The sequence below is a fragment of the Nocardia halotolerans genome, from assembly GCF_042650145.1.
GTDB classification, from domain to species: domain Bacteria; phylum Actinomycetota; class Actinomycetes; order Mycobacteriales; family Mycobacteriaceae; genus Nocardia; species Nocardia halotolerans.
Genome location: NZ_JBHSDL010000014.1, coordinates 1141085 through 1156628 on the forward strand (window position 1 = coordinate 1141085; position 15544 = coordinate 1156628).

Annotated in this window: 15 protein-coding genes and 1 tRNA gene; 9 read left to right on the top strand and 7 right to left on the bottom strand. The window is 68.6% G+C overall.

The annotated features are described in order from the left end of the window. The first annotated feature begins 38 nt into the window (after positions 1–38). Positions 39–662 carry a TIGR03085 family metal-binding protein gene (locus ACFO5K_RS15875; RefSeq protein WP_378562532.1) on the top strand — a complete coding sequence of 208 codons (624 nt, stop codon included), beginning with the start codon at positions 39–41 and terminating at the stop codon, positions 660–662. Here the strand turns inward: ACFO5K_RS15875 and ACFO5K_RS15880 are convergent, their stop codons facing one another. Continuing rightward, on the bottom strand, positions 663–1310 hold the full coding sequence (locus ACFO5K_RS15880; protein ID WP_378562535.1) for a TetR family transcriptional regulator: 648 nt from the start codon (positions 1308–1310) through the stop codon (positions 663–665). A gap of 170 nt (positions 1311–1480) precedes the next feature. After that, positions 1481–2107: a TetR/AcrR family transcriptional regulator gene (locus ACFO5K_RS15885; RefSeq protein WP_378562538.1), complete on the bottom strand. Its 627-nt coding sequence runs from the start codon at positions 2105–2107 to the stop codon at positions 1481–1483. A gap of 230 nt (positions 2108–2337) precedes the next feature. On the opposite strand from ACFO5K_RS15885, the gene ACFO5K_RS15890 reads away from it, so the two are divergent. From ACFO5K_RS15890 to ACFO5K_RS15915, 6 genes are all read left to right on the top strand, one after another. Then, a tRNA-Gln gene (locus ACFO5K_RS15890) sits at positions 2338–2408 on the top strand. Between the two features lie 90 nt (positions 2409–2498). Further along, positions 2499–3989: a bifunctional UDP-N-acetylglucosamine diphosphorylase/glucosamine-1-phosphate N-acetyltransferase GlmU gene (gene glmU, locus ACFO5K_RS15895; protein ID WP_378562541.1), complete on the top strand. Its 1491-nt coding sequence runs from the start codon at positions 2499–2501 to the stop codon at positions 3987–3989. Next, on the top strand, positions 3986–4966 hold the full coding sequence (locus ACFO5K_RS15900; RefSeq protein WP_181696672.1) for a ribose-phosphate diphosphokinase: 981 nt from the start codon (positions 3986–3988) through the stop codon (positions 4964–4966). Before glmU ends, ACFO5K_RS15900 begins: the two co-directional genes overlap by 4 nt. A 525-nt stretch (positions 4967–5491) precedes the next feature. Then, positions 5492–5863: a hypothetical protein gene (locus ACFO5K_RS15905; RefSeq protein ID WP_378562545.1), complete on the top strand. Its 372-nt coding sequence runs from the start codon at positions 5492–5494 to the stop codon at positions 5861–5863. A gap of 14 nt (positions 5864–5877) precedes the next feature. After that, positions 5878–6522, top strand: a complete 645-nt coding sequence (locus ACFO5K_RS15910) for a DUF2461 domain-containing protein (RefSeq protein WP_378562548.1) — start codon at positions 5878–5880, stop codon at positions 6520–6522. Between the two features lie 56 nt (positions 6523–6578). Continuing rightward, positions 6579–6953, top strand: coding sequence for a hypothetical protein (locus ACFO5K_RS15915; RefSeq protein WP_378562551.1), 375 nt, complete (start codon positions 6579–6581; stop codon positions 6951–6953). Between the two features lie 134 nt (positions 6954–7087). On the opposite strand, the gene egtD is transcribed toward ACFO5K_RS15915, so the two are convergent. The 4 genes from egtD to egtA all read right to left on the bottom strand — a co-directional run bounded on the left by egtD (position 7088) and on the right by egtA (position 11583). Beyond that, positions 7088–8059, bottom strand: a complete 972-nt coding sequence (egtD, locus tag ACFO5K_RS15920) for an L-histidine N(alpha)-methyltransferase (protein WP_378562554.1) — start codon at positions 8057–8059, stop codon at positions 7088–7090. Continuing rightward, entirely contained in the window at positions 8056–8898 is an 843-nt protein-coding gene (egtC, locus tag ACFO5K_RS15925) for an ergothioneine biosynthesis protein EgtC (protein ID WP_378562557.1), read from the bottom strand. Before egtC ends, egtD begins: the two co-directional genes overlap by 4 nt. Then, positions 8898–10232, bottom strand: a complete 1335-nt coding sequence (gene egtB / locus ACFO5K_RS15930) for an ergothioneine biosynthesis protein EgtB (protein ID WP_378562560.1) — start codon at positions 10230–10232, stop codon at positions 8898–8900. Before egtB ends, egtC begins: the two co-directional genes overlap by 1 nt. Positions 10233–10293: 61 nt before the next feature. Continuing rightward, positions 10294–11583 carry an ergothioneine biosynthesis glutamate--cysteine ligase EgtA gene (egtA, locus tag ACFO5K_RS15935; RefSeq protein WP_378563889.1) on the bottom strand — a complete coding sequence of 430 codons (1290 nt, stop codon included), beginning with the start codon at positions 11581–11583 and terminating at the stop codon, positions 10294–10296. A gap of 121 nt (positions 11584–11704) precedes the next feature. On the opposite strand from egtA, the gene ACFO5K_RS15940 reads away from it, so the two are divergent. Both ACFO5K_RS15940 and ACFO5K_RS15945 read left to right on the top strand, forming a co-directional pair. Beyond that, positions 11705–12883: an aminotransferase class V-fold PLP-dependent enzyme gene (locus ACFO5K_RS15940; RefSeq protein ID WP_378562562.1), complete on the top strand. Its 1179-nt coding sequence runs from the start codon at positions 11705–11707 to the stop codon at positions 12881–12883. A 376-nt stretch (positions 12884–13259) separates the two neighbouring features. Continuing rightward, positions 13260–14903, top strand: coding sequence for a fatty acyl-AMP ligase (locus ACFO5K_RS15945; RefSeq protein WP_378562564.1), 1644 nt, complete (start codon positions 13260–13262; stop codon positions 14901–14903). 43 nt (positions 14904–14946) lie between these two features. Here the strand turns inward: ACFO5K_RS15945 and pth are convergent, their stop codons facing one another. After that, the gene (gene pth, locus ACFO5K_RS15950) at positions 14947–15525 is read right to left on the bottom strand and encodes an aminoacyl-tRNA hydrolase (protein WP_378562567.1); all 579 of its coding nucleotides are present in this window, start codon (positions 15523–15525) and stop codon (positions 14947–14949) included. Positions 15526–15544: the final 19 nt, after the last annotated feature.

Genomic DNA, 15544 nt, shown 5'->3' on the forward strand with positions numbered 1-15544 from the left:
GCCCGATCCACACCGCGACGGCGGCGTAGGGTCGAACTGTGAGTCTGGCTCAACGCGAACGCCGCGCCCTGGTGGACACGATGACCGAGGTCGGGCCCGACGGCCCCACCCTGTGCGGCACCTGGACGGTGCGTGACCTGGCCGCGCACCTGGTGGTGCGCGAGCGCCGGCCCGACGCGTCGCTGGGCATCATGATCCGCCCGCTGGCCGGGTACCTCGAGACCAAGCAGGCCGAGCTGGCCCGCCGGCCCTTCGGCGAGCTCACCGAACTGATCCGGACGGGGCCGCCGTGGTGGTCGCCGCTGCGCCCGGTCGACGCGGTGGTGAACCTCACCGAGATGTTCGTCCACCACGAAGACGTGCGCCGGGCCGAACCGGATTGGCAGCCAAGGGTTCTGGCCGAACGCGACCAGGCTCGGCTGTGGACCGCGCTGCGCACCGTCGCCCGCGCGGCCTATCGCAAGTCGCCGGTCCCCGTCGTCCTGGCCACCCCGGACGGCTGCCGGACCACCGCGCACCGGAGTCAGGGCAGCGAGGTGGTGCTCACCGGTGCGCCGTCGGAACTACTGCTGCACGCCTTCGGGCGCGACGAGGTGCAGATCGAGGCGACCGGTGCCGAGGCCGACGTGCGCGCCGTACTCGCCACCGATCGCAGCGTCTGACTACAGCACGTAGCGGCGCAACCGGCGCGCGGCGAACTCCCGGAAGTAGGACAGTTTCTCCGGCGGCACCAGTGAGGGCAGCAGGAAGAACCAGGCCCGCTCCATCCGCGCCGCCATCTGATCCATCGACTCGGTCCCGACCGCCACGATGTGCACACCGGCGGTGAGTTCCTGCAACAGCAGGCCCACCACCTCGGCGTCGAGATCGCCGATCAGGTCGCCCTGGGCGATCGCGCGTTCGGAGAGCAACCGGTAGGTCTCCCCCCAGGTCTTGGCGATGTTGTCGCCCTGGGCGCCGCGATAGTCGCCGATCTGATGGGTGAGCTTGAGCATCGCCCCCACCATCGGATCGTTCATCGACAGATCGGCCACCACGTAGGTGATGCCGATGCACGCCTCCAGTGCGGGCACCCGGGAATCGAAGAACCCCTGACAGGATCCGACGAGTCGCTCGTTGCCCTGGTCGACCACCGCCCGCGCCAGCTCCTCTTTGGAGCCGAAGTGAAAGTACAAGGCGCCCTTGGTCACATTGGACTGCGCGATGATTTCGCTGAGGCTCGCGTTGGCGTAGCCCAAACGGAGAAAGACATCGGCAGCGCCAGCAAGGACGGAGTCGCGGGTGATCTCCGCGCGCGCTTGCCTAGCCATCAGATCCGCCTGTCATCCAATAATCCAGCCATCCTGAAGTAGACCGACATCCCGAAATTCGTTCGACATACCGCCCGGCAGCACCCAAAAGGATGGGTGAACCGTACCACCAGACACCCTGGGGGCAGCCGAATCCCGGATTCGCTACCACCGCGGGCGCTATCGTCCGGTTACCCCGCCGATCGCCCGGCGCTGTTCGTATTCCATTCGGAGCTGAGACCCGGTTCGGCTTCCAAATGACTCAATCCGTTCCAGCACAGGTTCACCAGGTGCGCCGCCACCACTTCCTTCGGCGGCGTCCGCTCGTCGAGCCACCAGGTGGCGGTGGTCGACACCATGCCAACGAGGGCCTGGGCGTACAGCGGTGCGAGGCTGGTGTCGAAATCGCGGCGGCCGAAATCGCCGGCCAGGATGTGGGCCACCTGGCCGACCGCCTCGTTGAGCAGGCTCGAGTACCGACCGTCGGCGTTGGGGGCGGGCTGATCGCGCACCAGGATGCGGAAGCCGTCGGTGCGCTCCTCGATGTAGGTGAGCAACGCCAGCGCCACCTGCTCGAGCCGGATCCGCGAGCGATTCTGGGTGAGCGAGGCGTTGACCATGTCGAGCAGCATCGACATCTCCCGGTCCACGACCACCGCGTAGAGCCCTTCCTTGCCACCGAAATGCTCGTACACCACAGGCTTGGACACCTGCGCGCGCTGCGCGATCTCCTCGATGGAGGTCGCGTCGTAGCCGCGCTCGGCGAACAACGCGCGACCGATCTCGATCAACTGCTGGCGCCGCTGTGTACCCGTCATCCTCGGCCTAGCGACCCGCCCCGGCTCGTTCACCAGATACCCCGCCTCTCCTAGCCGCCCGACAGACAGATTGACACTGCCACAACTGTCTCAGACCGCGCCACACAACCGCCGACCCCACCCCACAAGCGAACGAGGCGGTACAGATTTCCGGGGAGGGGTAACCTGTGCGAGGATCATGGCCGTGCCGTAGCACAGTGGTGGGCTCATGCAGTCCACTGGTGTCGCAATCCGCCGTGGTGTAATGGCAGCACCTCTGATTTTGGTTCAGATAGTTCAGGTTCGAGTCCTGGCGGCGGAGCACACGGACACAGTGACGTATCGTCGGCCCGCACCATCACCGACCGAACCCGCCACAGCACACTCGCTGACAGGCAGCCGAGGGAGATCCATGCCACCGCAGACCGCCGTCGTCGTTCTCGCAGCAGGGGCTGGAACGCGAATGCGGTCGAAGACTCCGAAGGTGCTGCATCCGCTGGCCGGGCGCTCCATGCTCTCGCACGCGCTGCACGCCGCGGCGGAGATCGACCCCACCCATCTGATCACCGTGGTCGGCCACGACCGGGACAAGGTCGGCGCCGCCGTGGCCGGTGTCGGCGAGGATCTCGGACTCGAAATCACCTGTGCGGTACAGGAACAGCAGCTCGGCACCGGTCACGCCGTGCAGTGCGCGCTCGCCGCGGTACCCGCGGATTTCACCGGCGACCTGCTCGTCACCTCCGCCGATGTGCCACTGCTCGACGGGCACACCCTCTCGGCGCTGCTCGACGAGCACCGCAGCTACGCCGACCGTCCCGCGGTCACCGTGCTCACCTTCGTCCCCGATGACCCCAACGGCTACGGCCGCATCGTGCGCGACGAGGACGGGCAGGTGGCCGAGATCGTCGAGCACGCCGACGCCACCCCCGCCCAGGCCAAGATCAAAGAGGTCAATTCCGGCGTCTACGCCTTCGACGCGAGCGTGCTGCGCACCATGATCGGACGGCTGTCCACAGCCAACGCCCAGCACGAGCTCTACCTCACCGACGTGCTGCGCCTGGCCCGCGAAGCCGGGCACCCCGTGCACGGCGCGCGCCTGGTCGACTCCAACAAGGTCACCGGTGTCAACGACCGCGTGCAGCTGTCACAGGCCGGCGCCACGCTCAACCGCTACATCCTCGAACGTCACATGCGTTCGGGGGTGACCATCGTCGACCCGGCCACCACCTGGATCGACGCCGGTGTGCGGATCGGCCGCGACGCCGTCCTGCGCCCCGGCACCCAGCTGTTCGGCCGCACGCAGATCGGCGAGGACGCCGATGTCGGCCCCGATACCACCCTCACCGATGTGATCGTCGGCGCGGGCGCGAACGTCGTCCGCACGCACGGCGAGCGCGCCGAGATCGGCGCGGGCGCCACCATCGGACCGTTCAGCTACCTGCGCCCCGGCACCGTCGTCGGCGAGGCGGGCAAGCTCGGTGCCTTCGTCGAAACCAAGAACGCCTCGATCGGCGCGCACTCGAAGGTTCCGCACCTGACCTACGTCGGCGATGCCACGATCGGCGAGCACAGCAACATCGGCGCTTCCAGCGTTTTCGTGAACTACGACGGGGTGGAAAAGCACCACACCGTGGTCGGTTCCCACGTGCGAACCGGCAGCGACACCATGTTCATCGCACCGGTAACCGTGGGTGACGGCGCGTACACGGGTGCGGGTACTGTACTGCGCAGAAGCGTTCCACCGGGGGCACTGGCCGTGTCGGGTGGGCCACAGCGCATCATTGAGAACTGGGTGCAGCGTTACCGTCCGGGAACCGCTGCGGCGCGTGCGGCGGCGGAAGCCATCGCGGCGGACGAGACGTCGAAGAAGACAATCGAGCAAAAGGATGGCAACCAGCAGTGACCGCGTTCTCGATCGACAACCAGAAGAACCTGATGCTCTTCGCGGGCCGGTCACATCCTGAGCTGGCCGAACAGGTCGCCAAGGAACTCGATGTCGACATCACCCCGCAGACCGCGCGCGAATTCGCCAACGGCGAGATCTTCGTCCGGTTCGAGGAGTCGGTGCGCGGTTCCGACGCCTTCGTGCTGCAGAGCTTCCCCGCCCCACTGAACCAGTGGCTGATGGAACAGCTCATCATGATCGACGCGCTCAAGCGCGGTTCGGCCAAGCGGATCACCGCGGTGCTGCCGTTCTACCCCTACGCCCGCCAGGACAAGAAGCACCGCGGCCGTGAGCCCATCTCGGCCCGCCTCGTCGCCGACCTGCTCAAGACCGCCGGAGCCGACCGCATCATCAGCGTCGACCTGCACACCGACCAGATCCAGGGCTTCTTCGACGGCCCCGTCGATCACATGCACGCACTGGTGCAGCTCTCGGACTACATCCGCACCAACTACTCCACCGACAACCTGGCCGTCGTCTCCCCCGACGCGGGCCGCGTGAAGGTCGCCGAGAAGTGGGCCGACGCGCTCGGCGGTACCCCGCTGTCGTTCATCCACAAGACCCGCGACCCGCTGGTGCCCAACCAGGTGAAGTCCAACCGCGTCGTCGGTGACGTCGAAGGCCGCACCTGCGTGCTGATCGACGACATGATCGACACCGGTGGCACCATCGCCGGTGCCGTCAAGGTACTCAAGGAAGCCGGCGCCGGCGATGTGATCATCGCCGCCACCCACGGTGTGCTCAGCGACCCGGCCGCCGAGCGCCTGGCCAACTGCGGTGCCAAAGAAGTTGTCATCACCAACACGCTGCCGATCAGCGAGGAGAAGAAGTTCCCGACGCTGACGGTGCTGTCGATCGCGCCGCTGCTGGCCCGCACGATCCGCGAAGTCTTCGAAAACGGCTCAGTAACCGGCCTCTTCAACGGCAACGCCTGACTGTTCCGCCTCTCCGCGTATTTTGGCCAGACTCGGGTGCGGGGTGGAGTGGGGACGCGGCAAGCTTTGGGGGCGTGGTGAGTTAGCCCGTTCCCGGTGAGTTACCCATGTGCTCGCTGTTCCGCCTCTCCGCGTATCGTGGCCAGACTCGGGTGCGGGGTTGGGTGAGGACGCGGCAAGCTTTGAGAGCGTGGTGAGTTAGCCCGTTCCCGGTGAGTTACCCATGTGCTCGCTGTTCCGCCTCCCCGCGTATCGTGGCCAGACTCGGGTGCGGGGTTGGGTGAGGACGCGGCAAGCTTTGAGAGCGTGGTGAGGTCAGCCCGTACCCGGTGAGTTACCCATGTGCTCGCCTGTCCGCCTGCCTGCGTCCTTTTGCCAGGGTTCGGTGTGGCGGCAAGCTCTCGGGGCTGTGGTTGCTCGTGGCATCGGTCGGCGCGTCTTCTCCGGGTGTGGCGTATCGGTTGGTTTCTGGTGCATGGTGGTCTGGGAGTGGTAGCCGATGATCGCCCTCGCAGGGAGGTTTTGATGAGCACTGGGTCCGATGATTCGGGGCGCTCGGAGGAATCGCCGCAGCGGCCGGAGGTGTCTCATCCAGTCGCTGACGGGCGGGCTGAGCGGCCCGCGGTCGCCTATGGTGGTCTGCCCTCCGAGGCGGCCGAGAGTGTGGCGCCCGCTCGGCAGAGTTGGTCGACGGTGGGGTTCGTGTTCGCCGCGATCGCGCTGCTGCTGTTTCCGCTCATCTTCGGGGTGATCGGTATCGGTGCCGGGCTCTACGGGCACAAGAAGGGCGAGGCGCTGGGTTACTGGGCGGCGGTGGCGGCGTTGACCGCCTTGCTGGCCGGGCTCGCTATCCGGGTGTTCTTCTTCGACGCCGACCTGATCCCCGCGCAGAACTGAGACCCACCGCACCGATGCCCACCTTCACCGGATTCCCGCTGGCCGGGCTCGACTTCTACGAAGACCTGGAAGCCGACAACTCCAGAACCTTCTGGAACGCGCACCGGCAGACCTACGACGAGGCGGTGCGCGCGCCGATGGTCGCGCTCGCCGCCGAACTAGAACCCGAGTTCGGACCGGCCAAGATCTTCCGGCCGTACCGTGACGTGCGGTTCTCCGCGGACAAGACGCCCTACAAAACCCATCAGGGTGCGGTGGTGCGTCTCGCGCCCGGCGCCAGCTGGTATGTGCACATCGGTGCGGCCGGGCTGTACGTGGCAGCCGGGTGCTTCCGGCCCTCGCCCACCGCGCTGGCCACCCTGCGCGCCGCCATCGACGACGACGTGCGCGGACCCGAACTCGAACAGATCCTAGCCACCACGACGAAAGCCGGGTTCACCACCGGCGGCGACCGCCTCAAAACCAAGCCGAGGGGTTACTCCGCCGAGCATCCGCGCATCGAGCTGCTGCGCCACAAATCCCTCACGGTGCACCGTGACTTCGGCGCACCCGGCTGGCTCGACTCCCCCGCCGCCGCCACCGAAGTCCGCCGCACGTGGACCGAGCTGCGTCCGCTGGTCGAATGGTTCGCCGCGATCTTCGAAGGCATCACCGACTGACCCACCCGGTGGCGTGGCCTCGTGACGGACGCGCACCGGAGGCAGATACTGGAATCATGAGCCGTGAACCGCTGGACATGGACATGGGCGACGACGAACAGGCCGACGACATCGTCGAGGTCGAACGCTATGTGGAAGATCCGCCGGACGACTACGTGATCCGCAATCACGAAGCCGACGACGACGGCTTCCTCGGCATCGACGAGGAACTCTCGGAGGAATCGTCGCAGCCACGTGCCCGCCACGAGGCGATGGAAGAGGACGAGCGGCCCGCCGAGGAAATCGCCGTCCAGGTGGTCGGTGACGACGACGTGGACAGCGACCTGTTCGACGACGACGCCGTCAACGGCGAAGAAGGCACCGAAACCGACCTCGAGGGCGACGAGAACCTGATCAGCGGCGAATACCTCGCCGACGAACTCGACCTCTAGGCGCGCGGCCACTCGAGCGCCCCGAGCTGCCCGGCGGCAAAGGTGACCTCCGGCCGTCCTGCCCGCTCCTGACACGCCGGTTTCGGACCGAAGTGCCCTCCGCCTTCGGCCCGTCGAGGTGCGATCAGGTCGCTTCAGCGGCGTTCGGCCAGGACCAGGGTGAAGCGGCGGGCCGGGTCGGTCCAGGTGTGGGTGGGGGTGAAGCCGGCGGCGGTGAGTTCGGTGGTGAGAGACTCGGGGCGGAATTTGGCGGAGATCTCGGTGCGCATCTCCTCACCCGCGGCGAAGTCGACGGTGAGGTCAAGGGCGGTGACGGTGGCGGTCATGGCCTCGGTGGCGCGCAGGCGCATTTCGATCCACTCGTTGTCGGTGTCCCAGACCGCGACGTGCTCGAACTTGTCGGGAGCGAAGTCGGCGCCGAGCCGATGGTTGAGCACGTGCAGCACGTTGCGGTTGAACTCGGCGGTGACACCGGCGGCGTCGTCGTAGGCGGGCACGAGCACCGCCGGGTCGACCACCAGACCCGCGCCGAGCAGCAGCAGTTCGCCGGGTTCGAGCACCTCGTGGATACCGGCCAAGAACTCGGTGCGCTCGGTGGGGACGAGATTGCCGATGGTGCCACCGAGGAACGCGATCATCCGGCGGCCACCGCGGGGCAGGTTGTGCAAAGTATCGGTGAAGTCGCTGACCACCCCGTGCACACCCAGATCCGGGTACTCGGCCGCGATCTCGGTGAGCGCACCGCGCAACGCTGACGCCGAGACATCCTGGGGCACATAGGTCTTCAACGAGCCTTCGGCGGTGAGCGCGTTCAGCAGCAGCCGCGTCTTGGCGGCCGAGCCCGCCCCGAGTTCCACCAGCACGTCGGCCTGGGCGGCGGCGGCGATCTCGTCGACCACCTGCTCGAGCAGGGCCCGCTCGGTGCGGGTCGGGTAGTACTCGGGCAGTTCGGTGATGCGCTCGAACAGTTCGCTGCCACGCGCGTCGTAGAACCATTTGGGCGGCAGCGACTTCGGCGACGCGGTGAGCCCGGTGCGGGCGTCGGTGCGCAAGGCCGCGGTGAGATCGTCGTCGGTGAGGTGGATGTCCAGCAGCGGCGCGGTCATGAACGAGCCCTTTCGGTGACGGGGAGTTCCAGAGCGGTGACGGTGCAGTGGCCGGGTACAGCGGCCACCACCTGGCGGTCGGCGATCGGCTGCCAGCGCGGATCGGCGTCGTAGGGTTCCGAGCACAGCACGGTGTAGTCGTCGGCGACCAGCACCGACAGGGCATGCCAGCACGTGGTGGCCCACAGCCCGGCACCGTCGCCCAGGAGCAGATTGAGCCGGGCGTTCGGCTGGTGGCGCAGGACGGTGCGCACCAGTAACCGCAGTGCGTCGGTCGGCGAAGTCACCGGGCCTGCCGGGTCGATCGCGCCGAGCAGGCCGCGCAGCAGCACCCACAGGGCCGCGGAATCGGTGAGGGACTCCGCCCACAGCAGTACCGCCGGAGACGTGAACAATGTTGCGCCGCCGAACAATTCGTTCAGATCGGCCAGTACGGCGAGCAGGGTGGTACGCCAATCGGGGACCACGCCGTTGTGACTGAAGGCCCAGTGCTCATCGGTGAACGGCGCGCACGCGGCCCGCTCCACCGGCATCCCGGCCGTCGCCGAGCGCACGGCCGCGACCACCGAACGCGACTCCAACTGCCCCAGTACTTCCGCCACGGCCGGGTCGGTCCAGATCGGCGCCTGGTTGCGGTAGCGGGTGACGGCCTCGCGCGCACCGTCGACTCCCACGTCGGCCCGGCGCCACCAGGCCACCCCGAACCCGTCGGCGTTGATGGTGCCGCCCGCCCGCATCTCCACCGGTGCCCAGGACTGGACGTAGAGCGAGTGCGGTCCGCGCAGCACCATCTCCCCGACTCCGGCAGGCGGGCCGACGTACCCGAGATGCCTGCACATCAGCGCTCGTCCTCGCGCAGGTCCCTGGCCAGCCGGAAACCGGCGAAGATCTGCCTGCGGATCGGATGGTCCCAGTTGCGGAAGGTGCCCCGGCAGGCGACCTCGTCGGTGCCGAACGAGCCACCGCGCAGTATCCGGTAGTCACCGCCGAAGAACACCTCGGAGTACTCCCGGTACGGGAAGGCGCGGAATCCCGGGTATGCCTCGAAGCTCGAGGAGCACCACTCCCAGACGTCACCGATGAGCTGGTGGACACCGGTCGCGGACACGCCCGCCGGATAGGCGCCCACCTCGGCCGGCTCCAGATGACGCTGCCCGAGATTGGCGGTGTGCTCGTCCGGGGCGCCGGCACCCCACGGGTAGCGTCGCGAGTCCCCGGTAGCCGGGTCGAACCGGGCCGCCTTCTCCCATTCGGCCTCGGTCGGTAGGCGTTTGCCCGCCCAGCGGGCGTAGGCCTCGGCCTCGAACCAGCACACATGGACCACCGGCTGCTGGGGGCGCAGTGGGGCGCGGACACCGAAAGCCGTGCGATACCAGCGATCCCCGTCGCGTTCCCAGAACTGCGGTGCGACCAGGCCCGCTGTGCACCGGTGCGCCCAGCCCCGCTCCGACCACAGCTCCGGGCGGTCGTAGCCACCGTCGGCGATGAAGGCCGCGTACTGGGCGTTGGTCACCGGCGCGACGTCGATCGCGAAGCCGGGGACATGCACCGGGTGGGCCGGGCGCTCGTTGTCCAGCGCCCACGGGTCGGCCGTGGTGCCCATCAGGAAATCGCCCGCGGCGATCACGACTTCGCCGCCCACCGGCACCGGCGCGGCAGGTGCGGGCGGTGCCGACAGCACCGGTGCGCCGCGGCGCAATTGGTGGGTGGCGAGCATGGTCTCGTCGTGCTGCTGCTCGTGCTGGGCGATCATCCCGAACGCGAACCCCTCGTGTACCAGCGGCCCACCGTCCAGATCCGCGGTGTCGAGCACGTCGAGCACCTTCTCGCGCACCGACCCGACATAGCCGCGCGCCTGCGCCGGGTTCAGCAGCGGCAACGCCGGACGGTTCACCCTGGCGTGTTTGAAGGCGTCGTAGAGCTCGTCGATATCGGCGCGCACCGCGTCACGACCACCCACATCGCGCACCAGCCACAACTCTTCCTGGTTGCCGATGTGGGCCAGATCCCAGACCAGCGGCGACATCAACGGCGAATGCTGGGCCACGAGATCGGCTTCGTCGACGCTGTCGGTGAGCACCCTGGTACGGCGGCGGGCCCGCGCGAGGACTTCGGCGATGCGGGCCCGCGTTCGTTCGCGGTCACTGTGGTCGGCGGGTGCGGAAAGTGTCACGAGATGAGCTCCGAAGCAGGCTGGACGACAACGACTGTGGGCACCCGGGCGTGCGTAGAACTCATCGCACACCGCCCGTGCCGGGTGGCGCGGAGCCGACTTCGGCGAGTGGACTCCGGCCTGCTCTGCATCGACGCGCGGCGGCGGCCAATTGCGCTGCGGCCGCGGCCGTTCGGGCGTGCGCGGCGGCCAGTTCGAGCACATCGACCGCGGCCCGGCGCAATTGCGGGTCGAGCAGACCGCACCGGGCGGCCGTGAGCCATTCGCCCGCGGCGGGTGCGGCCAGTGCGGTCGCTTCGGCCACCACCGCCGGGGCCGACAGGACGGCGTCGAAGAGGTGGATCGGGACGGTCCAGCTCTCGCCCGGCTGGGTGTCGAGATAGCGCACCTCGAGGTGGCCCGAGGCGCGCACCGGCGGGAACAGGGTGGTCAGGTGGTAGTCCAGGTCGGCGCGGTCGGGGCGGCGGCCCACCTCGTCGTCGAGCGCGCCGCAGAGCCAGTCGGCGAAGGTGGCCCCGGGCGGCGGTGACCAGTCGGCGTCGGGTTCGGCGCAGCGCACGCACAGCAGCGGCACGTCCAGCGCCCAGTGGGCGTAGGCGGTGATCGGTTCGCCCCAGTCGGCGACCGGGGGCCTGGTGCGGGCCGGATCCAACCGCAACCAGGTGCGCATCCGCTGGGAGGCCCAGTCGCCCCTCGGAATGCCGTGCAGGCGCGGTGAGCAGGCGAAAGCGGCGATCAGGGCGGGGCCGAGCACGTGCAGCGCGGTCCAGCGCGCCCGCACCTCGGCCGGATCGGCGCCGGCGTCGACACTGACCTGGGTGGCCGCGGTGTTGCACATCATCAGCGCGCCGAACGGGCCGACACCGGCGAAGCTCCGCTCCATCGCGGTGTAGCGGGGCAGTCTGAGCAGTCGCTCGGCGGGGCGCCCCGCGTCGGCGGCGGCGGCGAAGATGCTGATTCCCCCGGCGGCGAGCAGGCCCCGCAGGCGGGCCGCGTCGGCGTGCAGATGCTGCGTCAGCGCCACCGGATCGGCGAAGGGTGCGCTGGAAAGTTCGATCTGACCACCGGGTTCGATGGTGACCCGGCTGCCGCCGGGCAGGGGGGCCGCCGGCGTGGCCGGGGCGATGGAGGCGGGTGCGTGCGGCCCGAGAGCGGCCGCGAACTGGTCGAGCGTGGGGCGCGAACCGGTGGGCCCGGCGGTGAGCCACTCCAGTTCCGCGCCGATCAGGCCCGGTGGCCCGAGCTTGAAACAGACGCCGCCGACATAGGCTTCCGCGGCCGCTCTGGACGACAATTCGCCCTGGTCGGTGGCGGAATCAGGCCACGAGGAACGTTCCAGGGTGACCGCCATGCCGACCTCCGCGTGCTGTGTGCTGCCGGGGAACCTGCTTTCGCTCATTCCAGAGTAGCGACGGCCACCGACAGGAAAAGTGACGAAACGGGAAACGAATCCAGACGCTAGGGTCGTCGCCATGATGGACCTCGACGCGATCAGAGCTGCCACCCCCGGGCTCGCGACCGGTCGGATCTTCCTCGACAGCGCCGGCTCGTCGCTGCCCCCGAGGGTGGTCACCGACACCATGATCACCCACCTGCGTCGCGAAGCCGAAGTCGGTGGTTACCGCGCGGCGAACGAACGTTCGGATGATCTCGCCGCGGTGAAGACCTCGATCGCCACCCTGATCGGCACCACCGCGGACACCATCGCGCTCAGCGACAGTGCCAGCAGGGCATGGGCGGATTTCGCCTATTCGGTGCCGCTGGCACCCGGTGACCGGATTCTGCTGTCCGGCGCCGATTACGCCAGCAACGCGATCGCCGCGCTGCAACGGGCCCGGCAGACCGGCGCGGTGGTCGAGCGCATTCCCAGCGACAGCACCGGGCGCCTCGACACCGCCGCCCTCGCGGCCATGCTCGACGAGCGCGTTCGCCTGGTTTCGCTGCAGCACGCACCGACCAACGGCGGCCTGGTGAATCCGGTCGCCGAGGCCACCCGAATCGCCCACGGCGCCGGTGCGCTGGTGCTGCTCGACGCGTGCCAATCGGTCGGTCAACTGCCGATCGATGTCACCGAGCTCGGTGTCGACGCCATGTCGGCCACCGGCCGCAAGTGGTTGCGCGGGCCGCGCGGTACCGGATTTCTCTATGTGCGTGATGAATTGGCGCGGACGATGGAGCCCGCCCGACTCGATCTGCGCAGCGCCCGCTGGGTGGGCCACGGCGAGTACCGCCTCGTCGAGGACGCCGGCCGCTTCGAGTTCTGGGAATGCGATGTCGCCGCCCGCCTCGCCCTCGGCGCCGCCGTCGACTACCTGCTGGAAGTGGGGCCGGGCCGGGCTTACACGACCGTGGCCGCCCGGGCGTGGCAGCTGCGCGAAACCCTGCCCGAACTGCCCGGCGTGACCGTGCGCGATCTGGGCACCGAGCACAGTGGGATCGTCTCGTTCACCGTCGACGGCCACGATCCCGAACGACTGCGTGACCAGCTCGCCGACCACGGGGTGACCGTCACCGTCAGCCACGCCGGTTCCACCCTGTTCGACATGTCCGAACGCGCGCTGCCCGCCGTCCTGCGCGCCTCCCCGCACTACTTCGTCAGCCCGGACGAGCTCGATCGTTTCGTCGCGACCCTGGCCGAGCTCACCCGCTGACGCCCGTCCGGACAGCTCCGGCGAAGCCTTGTCGGACACAACGATTCGGCCTCGGTTCGGCGAATCCGCGACGCGTGAGCAATTCCTCCGGAGCGCGCGCGGACTGTCGGCACCAGGGTCTATCGTGTTCACACGGGGGCGCTGCCGGTTTGCCGGGCGCCGCAACCGCGCAGGTCGGAGTGGCGGCCGACCTGCCGATGCGAGAAATTCCCGGGTTATCGGGTAGACCATAGGGAACCGCTACGCCGCCTGCTTCGCTGTCGAGAAACGAGCAGCGGGGCACCCGGGTGTAATTGGGGTTGACACCGGGTGGGCGGGGCGGGAATTCAGTTGGGAGCACGGCCGAAACCGATCGTTGGCGTAAGGGAGTCCGACGTTGAGCAGGTTCACCGACGAAATGTTTGCTACAGCACTGTCCAGCTCGCGAGGGTTGGTCACCGGGGAACCGGAGGCGCCGCTGCGACAGACCTGGGGGGAGATCCATCGCGTCGCGCGGCGGATGGCGGGTGGTCTCACAGCCGCCGGGATCGGGCACGGTGACGCGGTGGGAGTGCTGGCGGGCCTGCCCGTCGACATCGCCCCGGTGTGCCAGGGCATCTGGATGCGTGGCGCCTCGATCACCATGCTGCACCAGCCGACCCCGCGCACCGACCTCGCGGCCTGGGTGCGCGACACCGAAACGGTGCTGACCATGATCGAGGCCAAAGCCGTGGTGCTCGGGGCGCCGTTCGCGGCGGCCGAACCCGTGCTGCGCGAACGCGGGATCACCGTGGTGCGCGTGGAAGATCTCGGCGCGGGCCCCGACACCGATCCGGTGTCGACCACCGAATCCGATATCGCCCTGCAGCAGTTGACCTCCGGGTCCACCGGATCACCCAAGGCGGTCCGCATCACGCACGGCAACTTCTACGTCAACGCCTACGCGATGTTCAACCGGGTCAAGTTCCAGACCGACGAAGACGTGATGGTCAGCTGGTTGCCGCTGTTCCACGACATGGGCATGGTCGGCTTCCTCAGTGTGCCCATGCAATTCGGCGCCGAAGTGGTGTGCGTGACCCCGCTGGACTTCCTCGCCCGGCCGCTGCTGTGGGCCGAGCTGATCGCCAAGTACCGTGGAACCGTCACCGCGGCACCCAACTTCGCCTACTCGCTGCTGGCGCGGCGGTTGCGCCAGGCCGAACCGGGCGCGATGGACCTGTCGAGTGTGCGCTACATGTGGAACGGCGCCGAACCGGTCGATCCCGACACCATGCTGGCCCTCGCCGAGGCCGGAAACCAGTTCGGCCTCAACCCCACCGCGCTCACCCCGGTGTACGGCATGGCCGAAACCACCCTGGCCGTGTCGATTCCCGATCCCGGCCACGGCATGGTGCTCGACATCGTCGACGCCGATCTACTCGAAGCCGTCGGCAAGGCCGTGCCGGTCGCCGAGGACGGCCACCACGGCACCCCGCGCAAGCTGCCGACGCTCGGGCACCTGGTCGACGACCTGGAGGGCCGGGTGGTCGACGCCGAGGGCCAGCCGCTGCCGGTCCGCTCGGTGGGGGTGATCGAATTGCGCGGGCCCGCGGTGACCTCGGGCTATGTGACCGTCGACGGGTTCCGTCCCGCCCAGACCACGGACGGCTGGCTCGACACCGGTGACATCGGGTACTTCACCGAAGACGGTCTGATCGTGGTGTGCGGGCGGATGAAGGACGTCATCATCATGGGCGGCCGCAACATCTACCCCACCGATATCGAGCGGGCCGCGCTGCGGGTGCCCGGTGTGCGACCCGGCAACGCGGTGGCGGTGCGCTTGGATGCCGGTGAGAAGCGCGAAAGTTTCGCGGTGGTGGCCGAATCCAACGAATACCAGGATCCCGACGAAGTGAAGCGGATCGAGCGCGAGATCGTCCACGAGGTGTTCACCGAGGTGGGCGCACGTCCCCGAAACGTCACCATCCTCGGACCCGGCGCGCTGCCCAAGACCTCGTCGGGGAAGCTGCGGCGTACCGCTACCGCGGTGCACCTGCGCTGACGAACCGGCCTCGGGCGCACCGCGCGCTCGAGGGCCGGCACCGTCAGTGCAGCGAATTCTGCGCGGCTTCCAGTCCCACCTTCAACACGAGCTCCGCCGCATCGGCGGCCTGCTCGATGATCACCGGCACCTCTTTGCGCTCGGCCGCCGAAAACGGTTTGAGCACATAGTCGGCCGGATCCTGGCGCCCGGGCGGCCGGTTGATCCCGAGCCGCACGCGCAGGTAGTCCTTGGTGGTCAGCGCCTGCGAGATCGACCGCAACCCGTTGTGCCCACCTTCGCCGCCGCCCTGCTTGAGCTTGATCGTCCCGAAGGGCAGGTCCAGCTCGTCGTGGACGACGACGATCCGGTCGGCGGGCACCGAGAAGAACTTGGCCAGCGCGGCCACCGGGCGACCGGACAGATTCATGTAGGTGCGTGGTTTGGCGATCAGGATCTGGCGGCCGTCCAGGCGCGCCTGGAGCAGGTCGGCGCCGGACTTCTTGTGTACGGCAAAACGGCCGCCGATGCGCTCGGCGAGCACATCGGCGACCAGGAAGCCCACATTGTGGCGGGTGCGCTCGTATGCGGGGCCGGGGTTACCCAGCCCCACGACGAGCGCGGGCCCGGAGGATTCGGTCATTGTCCGAACCGTAGTGCAG

Coding starts and splice junctions, on each gene's coding strand:
- ACFO5K_RS15880 (WP_378562535.1), bottom strand. CDS start 1,310: ATGGCTAGGCAAGCGCGCGCGGAGATCACCCGCGACTCCGTCCTTGCT.
- ACFO5K_RS15885 (WP_378562538.1), bottom strand. CDS start 2,107: ATGACGGGTACACAGCGGCGCCAGCAGTTGATCGAGATCGGTCGCGCG.
- glmU (WP_378562541.1), top strand. CDS start 2,499: ATGCCACCGCAGACCGCCGTCGTCGTTCTCGCAGCAGGGGCTGGAACG.
- ACFO5K_RS15905 (WP_378562545.1), top strand. CDS start 5,492: ATGAGCACTGGGTCCGATGATTCGGGGCGCTCGGAGGAATCGCCGCAG.
- ACFO5K_RS15910 (WP_378562548.1), top strand. CDS start 5,878: ATGCCCACCTTCACCGGATTCCCGCTGGCCGGGCTCGACTTCTACGAA.
- ACFO5K_RS15915 (WP_378562551.1), top strand. CDS start 6,579: ATGAGCCGTGAACCGCTGGACATGGACATGGGCGACGACGAACAGGCC.
- egtD (WP_378562554.1), bottom strand. CDS start 8,059: ATGACCGCGCCGCTGCTGGACATCCACCTCACCGACGACGATCTCACC.
- egtC (WP_378562557.1), bottom strand. CDS start 8,898: ATGTGCAGGCATCTCGGGTACGTCGGCCCGCCTGCCGGAGTCGGGGAG.
- egtA (WP_378563889.1), bottom strand. CDS start 11,583: ATGGCGGTCACCCTGGAACGTTCCTCGTGGCCTGATTCCGCCACCGAC.
- ACFO5K_RS15940 (WP_378562562.1), top strand. CDS start 11,705: ATGATGGACCTCGACGCGATCAGAGCTGCCACCCCCGGGCTCGCGACC.
- pth (WP_378562567.1), bottom strand. CDS start 15,525: ATGACCGAATCCTCCGGGCCCGCGCTCGTCGTGGGGCTGGGTAACCCC.